A 14,111-nucleotide genomic window follows, 5' to 3' on the forward strand; every position below is an offset into this window, starting at 1 on the left:
CGTGGCATTGTCGTCAGGGGCGCGCGGCAGAAGGCCGGCGCCGCCCGTTTGGAGAGGCTAAATCAATCTGTCGTTCCCCCGGCGCAATTCCTTACACCCTGCCAGCGGCGAGATGGCGCCCCCCCCGTGTACCGCCCTTTGCCCTCCCTCGGCGCATTGGGCACAATCCTGCCCTCGCGGCGCCGTGGGTGCCGACCGTCTTTTGTGATTGCGCCATGACCCTGCCCGCCGACACCTTCGCCCCCCTGGCCTCCCGGGAGCTGCAAACCTACGCCGCTCGCCTCGTCCAGGATGCTTTCGCCCGCCTGTTCCGCCTATCCCTGGAAGGCAGCGAGGCGGAGTGGCGCGCCGGCGCCCAGGAAATCGCCGCCCGTGCCGAGGAATGGATCGCCGCCGCCGAGGGCGGCCGTGACGGGGAGGCCGGCATCCTGCGCCGCGCCATGCTGCTGGCCGGCCTGGACCAATGGGGCCTGGCCTACGCCCAGATCTTCGGCCCCTCGGCCATGGCCGGGCTGACCGAGCTGGTCGGTCTGCTGCGCGACGCCCTGGACCCGGCCAGCGAGGGCCGCTGTCAGGCCGCCTTCAGCGCCCTTCAGGACAACGAGGGCGATGCCATCGACTTCAAGGTCGGGCTGCGCCGCGACCTGCACCTGACCATCTGGCACGCCATGATCGCCAGCGAGGAGCGGGACGAAGCGTTCGCCATCCTCAGCCAGCTGGGCGGCATGATGGCAGCCCTGACCCGGACCATGCCGGAAGTGGGCTGGCGGCTGGTGGCCGATGCCCTGGCCCACATCCAGATCCGCTGCCTGGCCCATCGGCTGGCCAGCGACGGCCTGGGCCAGGAAACCACCCAGGCGCTGTTCGGCGCGCTCAGCCGGGAACTGCCGAAACCCCAGTGGGAGCAGATCATGGCCCAGGCCACCCAAGCCGTGCTGGGCTGGCAGGAGGCCAGCCGCGGCGCCGCCGGGGAGGCCGGCGCCGCAGGCCAGACCCTGCACTGACCCCGGCCCCGCCCGGCCCGGGCGGGAGCAGCGGGGCGCCCGTCACGCATCCGTGCCGGCCTTGGCCGAACCTGCGGCCGGAGCGGACGGCGAAAGGCTCGAAACGGACGCACCGGCGGAAGCGGCCCGGGTCAGTACCGGGGTGTCGGCGTCTAGGGACTTGATGTCGCCGGACAGCTCGCCGCCCTCGTCGATGAGAATCTTGCCGTAGCGGATGGTGCCGCTGACCCGGCCGGTTTCATGGATCACCAGTTGCTGGCGGGCGGTCAGTTCGCCCTCGAAGGTGCCGTACACCTCGGCCACGTCGATGCTCACCTTGCCGCTGAACACCCCCTTTTCGGCGATGTGCATGACCCGGCTGTCCATGGTGGCCTCGACCCGGCCTTCCACCACCAGGGTGTCGCAGTCGAGGATTTCCGCCCCCTTCAGCTTCACGTCGGGGCCGACGATCAGGCGGTTGCCGCCCACTGCGTCGGTCAGCCCCGGCTTGGCGGCGGACTTGCCCGCATCGGCCGCATTCAGGGGGCTGCTGGCGGTGGCCGGCCCGGCGGGAGCGCGCCCGGGAGTGCCGAGGGGCGCCAGGCCGACCGGCGCCGCCACCGCAGCGCCAGAGGCGCCGGACAGGCGGGTGTCCCGGGGGGCCAGGGCGTCGTTGCGCAGGGGGGCGGTTTCCTCGCGTTTGCCGAAGAAGCTTTGCTTGTTGAGCATGGAAGGTCCTTAAGGTGGAGTGGCAAAGTCGAACCGTCGCGGCAGCCGCCGCAACGCCATCCCGACCTATGGCAAGCAGCGTGCCACTTCACGCCAAGCCCCGCGTTTACAGCGGTTCACCTCACGATTGCCACCCGATCGCCGACGATAGGCGCAAATAGTGTCGGGCCAGCCCGACGCCGAATCCATGCATCCGGCCTAGTTGCTGTTTTTTCGCGGATTTTCCTGTCGGGCCGGAGCGACAGACAGAACGTTCACGACCGCCGGGGCGCCTCGCCCCCGGGCGCCGCCCCGATCCAGAACAAAAAAGAAACGGCCACGGGGGCTGACGCAGCCGTGGCCGAATAACTACCGAGGGACACAACTAATCGGTCGGATGCGACCTTCGGGTCACATGTTGCGCCGGTACTGGCCGCCCACGTCGTAGAGGGCGGTGGTGATCTGCCCCAGGGAACAGACCTGGACCGCATCCACCAGCACCTCGAACAGGTTGCCGTTGGCGATGGCCGTCTGTTGCAGACGTTCCAGCATGGGGCCGGATTGGGCCTGGTGGCGGGACTGGAAGTCGCGCAGGCGCTGGATCTGGGACTGCTTTTCCTCCTCGGTGGAACGGGCCAGCTCGATCTCCACCTGGGCGCTGCCCTTGGGATTGAGGAAGGTGTTTACGCCGATGAGGGGCAGGGAGCCATCGTGCTTCTTGTGCTCGTAGTGCAGCGACTCCTCCTGGATCTTGCCGCGCTGGTAGCCGGTTTCCATGGCGCCGAGCACCCCGCCGCGGGCGGCGATGGCCTCGAACTCCTTGAGCACCGCCTCTTCCACCAGGTCGGTCAGCTCGTCCATGATAAAGGCGCCCTGGTTGGGGTTCTCGTTCTTGGCCACGCCCCATTCCCGGTTGATGATGAGCTGGATGGCCATGGCGCGGCGCACCGACTCCTCGGTCGGGGTGGTGATGGCCTCGTCGTAGGCGTTGGTGTGCAGGGAGTTGCAGTTGTCGTAGATGGCGATCAGGGCCTGCAACGTGGTGCGGATGTCGTTGAAATCCATCTCCTGGGCGTGGAGCGACCGGCCCGAGGTCTGGATGTGGTACTTGAGTTTCTGGCTGCGCTCGTTGGCGCCGTACTTGTTCTTCATCGCCACGGCCCAGATGCGCCGGGCCACCCGACCGATCACCGAGTATTCCGGGTCCATGCCGTTGCTGAAGAAGAACGACAGGTTGGGGGCGAAGTCGTCGATGTGCATGCCCCGGGCCAGGTAGCTCTCCACGTAGGTGAAGCCGTTGGCCAGGGTGAAGGCCAGCTGGGAGATGGGGTTCGCGCCCGCCTCGGCGATGTGGTAGCCGGAGATCGACACCGAGTAGAAGTTCTGCACCTTGTTGTGCACGAAGAACTCCTGGATGTCGCCCATCATCTTCAGGGCGAACTCGGTGGAGAAGATGCAGGTGTTCTGGCCCTGGTCTTCCTTGAGGATGTCGGCCTGCACGGTGCCGCGCACGGTGGACAGCACCCACTCGCGGATCTTCTCGGCCTCGTCCTCGGTGGGCGCACGGCCGTTGTCGGCCTTGAACTTGTCGATCTGCTGGGCGATGGCGGTGTTGAAGAACATCGCCAGGATGATCGGCGCCGGGCCGTTGATCGTCATCGACACCGAGGTGGACGGGGCGCACAGGTCGAAGCCGTCGTAGAGCACCTTCATGTCGTCCAGGGTGGCGATGGACACGCCGGAGTTGCCGATCTTGCCGTAGATGTCGGGGCGCTCGTCCGGGTCGCAGCCGTACAGGGTGACCGAGTCGAAGGCCGTCGACAGGCGGTGGGCCGGCATGCCCTCGGACACCTTCTTGAAGCGGCGGTTGGTGCGGAAGGCGTCGCCCTCGCCGGCGAACATGCGGGTCGGGTCCTCGCCCTCGCGCTTGAAGGCGAACACGCCGGCGGTGTAGGGGAAGGAGCCGGGCACGTTCTCGCGCATCAGGAAGCGCAGCACCTCGCCGTCGTCGCCGAACTTGGGCAGCACCACCTTCTTGATCTTGGTGCCGGAGAGGGATTCGGAGACCAGCTTGGTGCGGATTTCCTTGTCGCGGATCTTCACCACGTACTCGTCGCCGGAATAGGCCTGTTGCATCTCGGGCCACTGCTCCAGCAGCTTCTTGGCCTTGGGATCGAGCTGGCCGTCCTTCCAGGTCAGCACCTCGTCCACGTCGGCCACCGGCTTGTCACAGCCCTTGAGCAGATCGCGGGAGATGCGCAGGGACTGGCGTTCCCGGGCCAGCTTGACCTGCTCGTCGGTGTGGGCGTGGTAGCCGCGCAGGGTCTCGGCGATCTCGGCCAGGTAGCGCACCCGCTTGGGCGGCACGATGGCCTGCTGGTAGGAGGACTGCTTGACCGCCACCTTGGGCAGTTTGCCCGGCTGGAGGGTCAGCCCCAACTCGGCCAGGCGCTCGATGAGAGCCTGGTACAGGGCGGTGACGCCGTCGTCGTTGAAGTGGGCGGCCATGGTGCCGAACACGGGCATGGCGTCGGTGGGCTCGGCGAAGCGCTCCCGGTTGCGCTGGTACTGCTTGCGCACGTCGCGCAGGGCATCCTCGGCGCCCTTGCGGTCGAACTTGTTGATGGCCACGAAGTCGGCGAAGTCGAGCATGTCGATCTTCTCCAGTTGGCTGGCGGCGCCGAACTCGGGGGTCATCACGTACAGCGAAGCGTCCACGTGGGGGACGATGGCGGCGTCGCCCTGGCCGATGCCGGAGGTCTCGACGATGAGCAGGTCGAAGCCGGACACCTTGCAGGCGGCGATCACCTCGGGCAGGGCGGCGGAAATCTCGCTGCCGGTGTCCCGGGTGGCCAGGGAGCGCATGTAGATGTTGGCCCCCTCGATGGCGTTCATGCGGATGCGGTCGCCCAGCAGGGCACCGCCGGTGCGCTTGCGCGACGGGTCGATGGAGACGATGCCGAGCTTGAGCTGGTCGTCCTGGTCGAGGCGGAAGCGGCGCACCAGCTCGTCGGTGAGCGACGATTTACCGGCGCCGCCGGTGCCGGTGATGCCCAGGGTCGGCGTGGCGGTCTGGGCGGCAGCCTCGCGCAGGGCGGCCTTCACATCCTCGCCGTAGGCGCCGTTCTCCAGGGCGGTGATGACCTTGGCCAGGGTGCGCCGGTCGCCGGAGCGCAGCCCGGCCAGCACGGCCTCGACGCCCTGGGGCGCGGCGGCGGTCAGGTCGTAGTCGGAGGTTTCCACCACCTCGTTGATCATGCCCTGCAAACCCAGGGACTGGCCGTCGCCGGGGGAGTAGATGCGGGTCACGCCGTAGTCGTGCAGCTCGGAAATCTCGGAGGGCACGATCACCCCGCCGCCGCCGCCGAACACCTTGATGTTCTCGCCGCCGTGCTGGCGCAGCAGGTCGATCATGTACTTGAAGTACTCGACATGACCGCCCTGGTAGGAGGTGATGGCGATGCCCTGCACGTCTTCCTGCAGCGCCGCGTTGACGATGTCGCCCACGGACCGGTTGTGCCCCAGGTGGATCACCTCGGCGCCGGTGGATTGCAGGATGCGGCGCATGATGTTGATCGAGGCGTCGTGGCCGTCGAACAGGGCGGCGGCGGTGACGAAGCGCACCTTGTGGCGGGGCTTGTAGGGGACGAGCTTGTGGGCAACGGAAAGGTCGGTCATGGGCGAGGTTCCGGAAGGCAAGCACTGCGGTCGAACCGGGCCGCCATCCTGCACGGGGCGGCCGCAACGGGCGGGCCCGGGAAATCCGGGCCGGAGAGTGATGGCACCTTAGCTAACGTTGACGTCAACGTCAACTTAACCGAATCGCAAGCCATCGCTCTTACTGCAACCCAGGCCCGGCGCGGTTGGGGTAGTTTTCAGGGAGTCGGGGTCAGGCCCGAACCGTGATGGGGCGCGGTACGGCCGGCCGGCGCATGGCCGTGGTCGGCCTGGGGGCGCTGGGGCAGCATGAACCAGGTGAGCAGGCTGGAGCCGGCGCAGATCAGCCAGAACAGGAAGAAGCCCAGGGAATAGGTGGCGTAGGACGACATTTCCACCGTCCCGCCGAGGAAGTACAGCTGCTGCGGGTTGATCACCCAAAAGAAGAGGAATTCGGCGACCGCCGCGGCAACGAAGGATGGCCACAGCACCCAGATGACCTTGTTCATGGAACGCCTCCCGTCAGGTTGTGGGGTACTGGGTATGACCGGGCAGGCGGCGCGGAAGTTGCGCGCGACGCTGCCGATCCGGCAACGATTGGACGGCTCCCGAAAAGCGGCCAAGCCAAACCCCGCGCCAGATAATGGTTTCCGGGCAGTGGCTGCAAAGAACAAGGCAGGGCGCGGCTTTCCAGGCACACCTGCTGGAAAGGCCCACCCTGCCTTGGCTTCCGGCCGGTGCCTCAGCAATACCGCTCCGGCAGCGGCGGCACCGCCAGGCCGGCGCACTCCGCCTCGGGGCGAGGCTCGCCGGCCACCACCCGCAGGGGCACCACCCCGGCCCAGGCCGGCCGCTCCAGATCCTGGGGCAGGTCCTTGGGCGGGCCGCTGCGCACCTTGGCCGCCGCCTCGTCCAGGGAGATGCGCAGCAAGGCGGTGCCAGCCAGTTCCTTGTCGTCCGGCGGCCGCACCTGGGAAGCGCGCCCGGGCACCGCGTGGTCGAGGAACGCCGCCAGGGACGCGGCCTTGGCCGCCGGATCGGCCACCTCCTCGAAGGTGCCGTAGATCACCACCGAGCGGTAGTTCATCGAATGGCGCAGGGCCGAGCGTGCCAGCACCAGGCCGTCCATATGGCTGATGGCGACGCAGGCGGTGCCGCCGGTCAGCACCTCCACCAGCCGCGACGCCCGGGCGCAGTGAATGTACAGGTGGTTCCCCTCGCGCCAGCAGGCGGTGGGAATGCAATGGGGCACACCGTCCTGGACGAAGGCCAGGTGGCAGACCAGAGCCGCGTCCACGATGGCATTGACGCTCTCCCGGTCATAGGCGGCCCGCTCCGGATGGCGGCGCACCCGGGTGCGTTCCGAAGGGGCGTCGGTGCCGCGGCGGGGTGGCGTGGTCGACGTGGTCGGCGTGGGTAGCGAGGAGGAATCGGTCTCGGACATGGCAGTGCTTTCACGGATGGAACGATGAGGTGCCCAGCCTAACGCCCCTGTGGCACCATAACGAGAACCAGAATTTGCACAGACGATAGAACCACGCGATGGACTACGCCCACCTCCTCGACCACCTGAAAACCGCCGTATCCCCGGACGGGCCGCGCCGCCAGGGCCTCTACGCCGCCCTGCGCGGCGCAGTCCTGGACGGTCGCCTGCCCCCGGGCACCAAGCTGCCCGCCTCCCGCGCCCTGGCGGCGGAGCTGGCCCTGGCACGTAACACGGTGATCCACGCCTACGAGCAACTGGTGACCGAGGGCTACCTGGTGGCCGACCGGCGCGCCACCCGGGTGGCGCCCCTGCCCCTCGGCATGGCCGGCGACCGGGCCTCCGGCGACGCCGCCGCCGACCCGGCGGACATCCGCCTGCCGCCGCCCACCACCTCTGCCCTGCCCCCCCTGGCCCACCGGGCCGCCCGCATCAATGCCCGGCGCCACGGCCTGGACGGGCCGCCCCGCCCCTTCTCGCCCGGGGTGCCGGACCTGGGGCGCTTTCCCTTCGCCGCCTGGCGCGCCTGCCTCGACGCGGCCTGGCGCGACGCCACCCCGGCCCAGCTGCACTACAGCCCGCCCGGGGGCGATCCCTTGCTGCGGGAGGCCATCGCCCGCCACCTGGCGGTATCCCGGGGGGTGCGCTGCACCCCGCAGCAAGTGGTGGTCACCCCGGGCATCCAGGGCGCCATCGCCGTGTGCGCCTGGCTGCTGGCCGAGGCCGGCGCCACTGCCTGGCTGGAGAACCCGGGCTACCCGGGCGCCCGCAGCGCCTTCGCCTGGGCCGGCCTCGACGTGCGCGGCATCGCCGTGGACGGCCAGGGCCTGGCCCCCACCGCCGCCGACTGGGACGAGGCGCCGCCCCGGCTGATCTACCTGACCCCGGCCCACCAGTACCCCCTGGGCACCGTGCTCAGCCTGGAGCGCCGCCTGGCCCTGATCGCCCGGGCCAGGCAGTGCGGCGCCTGGCTGCTGGAGGATGACTACGACGCCGAATTCCGCTACGAGAGCCGCCCCCTGCCCGCCCTGCAAGGGCTGGACACGGACGCCCCGGTGCTCTACCTGGGCACCTTCAGCAAGACCCTGCTGCCCGGACTGCGCCTGGCTTACGTGGTGGCCCCCGAGGCCATCGCCGCCGACCTGGGCCGGGCCGTCACCGACCTGCTGCGCCCCGGCCAGGGGGTGGAACAGCGCGCCCTGGCGGACTTCATCGCCAAGGGCCGCTTCGCCGCCCACCTGCAACGCATGCGCCGCCTCTACGCCGAGCGCCAGGCCCTCTTGCGCCGCCTGCTGGCCGAACGCCTGCCGGCGGTAGCCGGGCTGCCCGCCACCGTCACCGGCGGGGCAGCGGGCCTGCACCTGACCCTGGCCCTGCCACCGGACCTGCCGGACCGGGCCGCCGTCGCCACCCTGGTCCAGCGCGGCCTGGACCCGCGCCCGGTGAGCGCCTACTGCCTGGCCGGCACCGCCCCGGCCGGGGGCAACGGCCTGGTGCTGGGCTACGGCAATACCGACGCGGCGATCCTGCCGGCGGCGGTGGAACAGCTGGCCGCCGGCCTGGCCGACGCCCGCGGCGCGCAGCGGCGCCGGCCCTGACCGACCTTAACCAGCCTCAGCCCCGCAATCCGCCCACCAGGCGCACCCACAGCCGGGCCAGCCAGCCCGGCAGCAGCGGTGACGGCACCGGAGCCGGCGCATCCCGCAGGGTCAGCACCAGCCGGCCGCCCCCGTCCGCCGCCACGGTCTGCCAGCCGGCCACCTGCACCACATGGACCGTGCCCGGGGCGAGGCGGTAGCGCACCCGGCAATACTGTTCCGCCACCCAGCGCGGCGCCCCGATCAGGGCGCCCCGGCCGGACTGGACGTGCACCACCGCCCCGGCCCGCAGGGCGATACGCAGGGACTGGCCCGGGGCCAGGATATGGACGACCGGTTCGGGGATCGCCGGCGCGGGCGCCGGGCCGGCGTCGGCCAGGCGGGCAGCCGGCGTGGCTCCCGCTCCGGCCGGGGAAACGGGCCTCGAACGCAACGGGACGACGGACGCGGGACAAGGGCAGGAGCGGGGGCAGGCAGACATGGCGGAATCTCCGGAAACAGGAGACTCCAGCCTAATCGCCCCCCCCCGGCGCCGACAGGCACACGGCCGGACAGAATCGGGCGCAACAGGGGCCGGTTCTACACTCTGTTCCGCAACAAACCGGCCGTATCTGTTCTGTATCGCCCGGCGCGCCCGGTCCATAATCGGCCCCATGGACGCACCACCCCTCTACCGCCAGCTGGCCGACCATTACCGCCAGGCCATCGCCGCCGGCGCCCTGGTCCCCGGCGACCGCATGCCCTCGGTGCGCGCCCTCATGGCGCGCCACGGGGTGAGCCTGTCCACCGCCCTACAAACCTGCCGGCACCTGGAAAGCCTGGGGCTGCTGGAGGCCCGCCCCCGCTCCGGCTACTTCGTCCGTCCGCCCCGGCGCGGCAGCCTGGCGCCGGTGGAGGAACCCCGCCCCACCCTGCCCGACCCGGCCCAGTACATCGGCATCCATCAGAAGGTTTCCGCTATTCTGGCCCGGGGCCAGGCCCGGCCCGACGCCCTCAACCTGGCGGTGGCCTGCGGCGCCCCCAGCCTGTATCCGGCGGCGGCCCTGCAACAGGCGGCGATGCGCGTCCTGCGCCGCCAGCCGGCCCTGTTCGGCACCGCCGTGCCCTTCAACGGCGCTCCGGCCTTCCGCACCGCCCTGGCCCAGCAGGCCCTGGCATCACGCATGACCCTGGGGGCCGACGACATCATCGTCACCCACGGCTGCGTCGAGGCCCTCAACCTGGCGCTGCGCGCCGTGGCCCGTCCCGGCGACGTGGTGGCGGTGGAAACCCCCACCTTCTATGGCCTGTTGCAGATCCTGGAGAACCTGGGGATGCGCGCCCTGGAGATTCCCACCAGCCCCCAGACCGGCATTTCCCTGGAGGCCCTGGACTTGGCGGCGGATGCCTACGCCAACATCAAGGCGGTGGTGGTGGTGCCCAACCTGCAAAACCCCCTCGGGGCGATCATGCCCGACGCCCACAAGGCGCGGCTGGCGGCCTGGGCCGAGGCCCGGGGCATTGCCCTGATCGAGGACGACACCTACGCCGCCCTGGGCAACGACGATGCCCCCCTGTCGGCGCTGAAGGCTTTCGACGCCACCGGCAACGTCATCCACTGCGCCTCGCTGCACAAGACCCTGGCCCCGGGCATGCGCCTGGGCTGGATCGCCCCGGGCAAGTGGAAGCCCCGGGTGGAAATGCTCAAGTACGCCCAGTCCCGGCCCAACGAGGCCCTGCCCCAGTTGGCGGTGGCGGAGTTCATGGGTTCCGGCGGTTTCGAGCGTCACCTGCGCCGGCTGCGCGTTCAGTTGCGCGAACAGCGCGAGCGGTTGGGCGAGGCGGTGGCCGCCTATTTCCCCGCCGGCACCCGGCTCAACGTGCCGCCGGGGGGCTTCGGCCTGTGGATCGAGCTGCCCGGGCAGTTGCCCTCGGAACGGCTGTTCGACGCGGCCCTGGGCGAAGGCATCCGGGTCTCGCCGGGGGTGATGTTCGCCAACTCGGGACGCTTCGACCATTTCCTGCGCCTGAGCTGCGGCGCCCCCTGGAGCCAGGCGCTGGACGAGGGCATCCGCCGCCTCGGCGGGGTGGTGGCCCGGCTGGCCGGAGCCTGAACGGCTCAGTGCAGCCGGCGGGCGGACGACGCCGCCCCTTTCCCGCTGGCGGCGTCGGACAGGCCGTCCGCCTCGCCTTCCAGCCAGGCCAGCACTTCCGGGGCGATCACCCGGGCCGGATCGAGCAGGATCAGTTCGCCCCAATCCATGCACGCCCGCCCCCGGACCACGGCGGCATCGGCGCCGGGGCGGCCCGCCGCCAGGGGTTCGATGCGGCCCGGCGCCAGATCGAGGGAATCCCCCACTGCATCGACCAGCAGGCCGGCCAAAACCGATTCGTCCCGCCGCCGCGCCGCCACCACGACCACCCGGGAAGCGATGCCCGGCTGGAGCGGCCGCCCCCCCAGGAGGGGATGCAGGTCGAGCACCGGCACCAGGGAGTGGCGCAGCTTGATTGCGCCCCTCAGCAGGGGCGGCAATCCGGGCGCGACGATCAGTTCGCCGTGGGTCACCACTTCGCGCACCTGGTCCCGGGGCACGGCGCAGACGTCGTCGCCCAACTGGAAGCAGAGGCAGGCCAGCCCGGCGGCCTCACGGCGGGCCGGGGCGGCGATTGCATGATGGCGGATCAAGGTACGGGTCATGGCGGTTCTCCTCGGCGCAACCCGAATCCGGGAATGGCCCGGCCGGGACGGCGATGTCGCCATTACACCCGGCGGAGCGCCGCGGCACCGTCGGCGAAGGCGGAATCCAGGCTAGGCGGCGGCTGATCCTGCTGTCGGGAAATTCCTACCCGGCCGGACGCCGCAGACACGCAACGCAGACACGAAAGCGGCAAGGCCCGAAGGCCCTGCCGCTGCGTGGTTGGACGATCCCGCCGTTCAGGCCGGCACGGCGTCCGCATCGCGCGGGGCCGATTCTCCGACCACCGGCATTTCCGTACCGCCTCCGACGGAGAGGGCCTCCAGTTCTTCCAGGGCCAGTACCCGATCCAGGTTCAGGATCAGGATGAAGCCCTGGTCCATCTTGGCCATGCCGCGGATGAAGTCGGTGCGCAGGCGGGTGCCGAAGGATGGCGGCGGCTCGATGCGGGAATCGGGGATGTCCAGCACCTCGTTGACCGCATCCACCAGGACGCCGACCACCTGGACTTCGGCCTCCCGGACCACCTCGACGATGACGATGCAGGTGCGCCGCTCCACCTGGGTGGACTCGCCGCCGAAGCGGCGGCGCAGGTCAACCACCGGCACCACGGCGCCGCGCAGGTTGATCACGCCGCGCACCGAGGCCGGCATCATCGGCACCGCCGTCAATTGGCCGTACTCGATGATCTCACGCACGTTGAGGATGCCCACGGCGAACACCTCGCTGCCCAGCTGAAAGCTCAGGCACTGGGTGGCATCGCCGCCCTCGGGCCGGGCGATGCCGATCTGGCTGTTGATCTGGGTGCTCACGGCGCGCTCCTCAGAACAGGACGAAGTCGCCACTGGCCGCCGCTTCCAGGCCCGGCTGGTGACGTGCCTCAGCCTGGGCGCGGCGATTGCCGGCGGCCCGGGACAGGGAGATGACGCTGGCGTTGCCGTGGCCGGTATTGAAGAAGCCCATCAGCTGCTGCAACTGCTCGGCCTGGCCGGTCATTTCCTCGGCGGTGGCCGCCAGCTCCTCGGACGAGGCGGCGTTCTGCTGGGTGGTCTGGGTCAGCTGGGACATGGCCCCGTTGATCTGGCCCACGCCCAGGGCCTGCTCCTTGGAGGCGGCGGTGATTTCCTGCACCAGATCGGAGGTCCTCTTGATCGACGGCACGATCTCATCGAGCAGCTTGCCCGCGTGCTCGGCCAGGGACACGCTGTTGCCTGCCACCTGGCCGATCTCCTGGGCGGCCACCTGGCTGCGTTCGGCCAGCTTGCGCACCTCGGCGGCCACCACGGCGAAGCCCTTGCCGTGTTCCCCGGCTCGGGCCGCTTCGATGGCGGCATTGAGGGCCAGCAGGTTGGTCTGGTAGGCGATGTCGTCGATGATGCCGATCTTGGCGGCGATCGACTTCATGGCCGCCACCGTGTCGGTCACCGCCTTGCCGCCATCGACGGCCTGGGCCGCGGCCTTGCTGGCGATGGTGTCGGTGACCTCGGCGTTCTCGGTGTTCTGGTTGATCGAGCTGCTCATCTGCTCCATGGAGGCGCTGCTCTCCTCGACGCTGGAGGACTGCTGGGCGGCGGCGCTGGACAAGGCCTGGGAGGTGGTGGAGATCTGCTCGCTGGCGTTGGTCAGGGCGTCGGCGGCGCTTCGCACCTCGGTGACCACACTGCCCAGGCGGTCGACCATGCTATTGACGCAGTCGCGCAGCTCCTGGAGCTTGCCCTGGTAGTTGGTGGCGATGCTCTGGGTCAGGTCGCCCTGCTCCACCGCCGCCAGTACGCGCATGGCCTCGTTGAGGGGGCCGATGATGGCGTCCAGGGTGTCGTTGATGCCCGCCACGATCTTGCGGAAGTCGCCCTCGTGCCGAGCAGCGTCGGCCCGGATATCGAGGCGCCCCTGCATGGCGGCGGCGGCCAGGGTCGACGTGTCCTCGATCAAGGCCTTCAGGTTGCTGCGTACCTGTTCGACGGTGTCGTTGATGAAAGCCTTCTTGCCCGGGAAGCGGGCCAGGGGCGCATCGAAGTTGCCGCGACCGAATTCGGCGATGCAGGCCATGGTCTGCTTCTTGACCGCGATGTGGCCTGCCACCATGCCATTGACCCCCTCGGCCATGGTGCGGAATTCGCCCTGGAAGCGCTCGACACGGATCACGGCGTCGATGTCGCCCTTGTCGTGCTCGCTGCTGACGTGGTTCATCTCATTCAGCAGCGACTGGATCGTGCCTTGCATGGCGGCCATGCTGGCCAGAAGGGAGGTTTTGTCTCCACTTTGCAGAGCCACTTCCTCGCTCAAGTCTCCCTTGGCAATCCGTCCAACGCAGGCTGCCGCGTAAGCAGGATCGCCCCCAAGCTGGCGCAACACGGTACGGCTGACGAGCCATCCCAGTCCCACCACGGCCCCCAGGGTCGCCAGGCTGATGATGATTGCCTGCATCACCGCCGCCCCCAGCACCTCTTGGGCCTCCGTAGCCGACCGGTGACCAATTTCCAGGTTGTAGTCGAAGTGCTCGCGCATGGCATCGTCAAGCTTGCCAATCACCCCCAGGTTCGCCATCACCAGGTCGCGAGCTTGCGCCGACTTCCCCTCCCGGGACAACGCCAGGGCCTGGTCGCGCAGCGTCAGGTAGGCTGACAGCGCAGTCCGATCCGCTTGCAGCAGTTGCCGGTCCTTGTCGTCGGCAACCAACGGCTCATAGGCTTTCAGCCCGTCTTCCACCTTGGTCAGGCTGGTGCGAATCTGCCCTTCCAACTCGGCCTTGTACCCTTTGTCGTCCTGGGCAATGTGCTGCCACAACTGGGCGCGCATCATTGCCAGGGGTTCATAGGCCCGCTGCAGCACTTGCAGGCTGGGGGTCACGTTGATGTTGGTGAAGTTGGCGATAGTGAACACCCGGTTGATCTGGATGACGGCCAGGCCGGCGAGCAGGATGAGGCCGACGGCAGCCGAGGCGATCAGCAAGATGAGGCGTTGTTTCATGGTCATGATGCGCTCCTTGGGAAGCAGAATGCGGATG

Annotated in this window: 11 protein-coding genes; 3 read left to right on the top strand and 8 right to left on the bottom strand. The window is 69.5% G+C overall.

Annotation, left to right across the window (positions count from 1 at the left end):
• Nucleotides 1–215 precede the first annotated feature (215 nt).
• Complete coding sequence (locus LWW89_RS08065; RefSeq protein WP_293263558.1) at nt 216–1,004, top strand: hypothetical protein; 789 nt, start codon at nt 216–218, stop codon at nt 1,002–1,004.
• Between the two features lie 42 nt (nt 1,005–1,046).
• On the opposite strand, the gene LWW89_RS08070 is transcribed toward LWW89_RS08065, so the two are convergent.
• The 4 genes from LWW89_RS08070 to LWW89_RS08085 all read right to left on the bottom strand — a co-directional run bounded on the left by LWW89_RS08070 (nt 1,047) and on the right by LWW89_RS08085 (nt 6,792).
• The gene (locus tag LWW89_RS08070; protein ID WP_293263560.1) at nt 1,047–1,712 is read right to left on the bottom strand and encodes a polymer-forming cytoskeletal protein; all 666 of its coding nucleotides are present in this window, start codon (nt 1,710–1,712) and stop codon (nt 1,047–1,049) included.
• A 390-nt stretch (nt 1,713–2,102) separates the two neighbouring features.
• A complete protein-coding gene (gene icmF, locus LWW89_RS08075; protein ID WP_293263562.1) occupies nt 2,103–5,369 on the bottom strand; it encodes a fused isobutyryl-CoA mutase/GTPase IcmF in 3,267 nt (1,088 codons plus the stop codon).
• A gap of 197 nt (nt 5,370–5,566) precedes the next feature.
• Nucleotides 5,567–5,857, bottom strand: coding sequence for a hypothetical protein (locus LWW89_RS08080; protein ID WP_293263564.1), 291 nt, complete (start codon nt 5,855–5,857; stop codon nt 5,567–5,569).
• Between the two features lie 233 nt (nt 5,858–6,090).
• A complete protein-coding gene (locus LWW89_RS08085) occupies nt 6,091–6,792 on the bottom strand; it encodes a pyridoxamine 5'-phosphate oxidase family protein (protein ID WP_293263566.1) in 702 nt (233 codons plus the stop codon).
• A 98-nt stretch (nt 6,793–6,890) separates the two neighbouring features.
• On the opposite strand from LWW89_RS08085, the gene LWW89_RS08090 reads away from it, so the two are divergent.
• The gene (locus tag LWW89_RS08090) at nt 6,891–8,429 is read left to right on the top strand and encodes a PLP-dependent aminotransferase family protein (RefSeq protein WP_293263568.1); all 1,539 of its coding nucleotides are present in this window, start codon (nt 6,891–6,893) and stop codon (nt 8,427–8,429) included.
• Nucleotides 8,430–8,445: 16 nt separating this feature from the next.
• Here the strand turns inward: LWW89_RS08090 and LWW89_RS08095 are convergent, their stop codons facing one another.
• Complete coding sequence (locus tag LWW89_RS08095; protein WP_293263570.1) at nt 8,446–8,910, bottom strand: hypothetical protein; 465 nt, start codon at nt 8,908–8,910, stop codon at nt 8,446–8,448.
• Nucleotides 8,911–9,082: 172 nt separating this feature from the next.
• Between LWW89_RS08095 and LWW89_RS08100 the strand changes: the two genes are divergently transcribed.
• A complete protein-coding gene (locus tag LWW89_RS08100; RefSeq protein ID WP_293263572.1) occupies nt 9,083–10,522 on the top strand; it encodes a PLP-dependent aminotransferase family protein in 1,440 nt (479 codons plus the stop codon).
• A 5-nt stretch (nt 10,523–10,527) separates the two neighbouring features.
• On the opposite strand, the gene LWW89_RS08105 is transcribed toward LWW89_RS08100, so the two are convergent.
• The 3 genes from LWW89_RS08105 to LWW89_RS08115 form a co-directional block, all read right to left on the bottom strand.
• The gene (locus LWW89_RS08105; RefSeq protein ID WP_293263574.1) at nt 10,528–11,106 is read right to left on the bottom strand and encodes a chemotaxis protein CheW; all 579 of its coding nucleotides are present in this window, start codon (nt 11,104–11,106) and stop codon (nt 10,528–10,530) included.
• A gap of 237 nt (nt 11,107–11,343) precedes the next feature.
• A complete protein-coding gene (locus tag LWW89_RS08110; RefSeq protein ID WP_293263576.1) occupies nt 11,344–11,916 on the bottom strand; it encodes a chemotaxis protein CheW in 573 nt (190 codons plus the stop codon).
• Nucleotides 11,917–11,926: 10 nt separating this feature from the next.
• Complete coding sequence (locus LWW89_RS08115; RefSeq protein ID WP_293263578.1) at nt 11,927–14,080, bottom strand: methyl-accepting chemotaxis protein; 2,154 nt, start codon at nt 14,078–14,080, stop codon at nt 11,927–11,929.
• Between the last annotated feature and the right edge of the window lie 31 nt (nt 14,081–14,111).

Origin of the sequence: Oryzomicrobium sp. (genome assembly GCF_021287045.1) — a bacterium.
GTDB lineage: Bacteria > Pseudomonadota > Gammaproteobacteria > Burkholderiales > Rhodocyclaceae > Oryzomicrobium.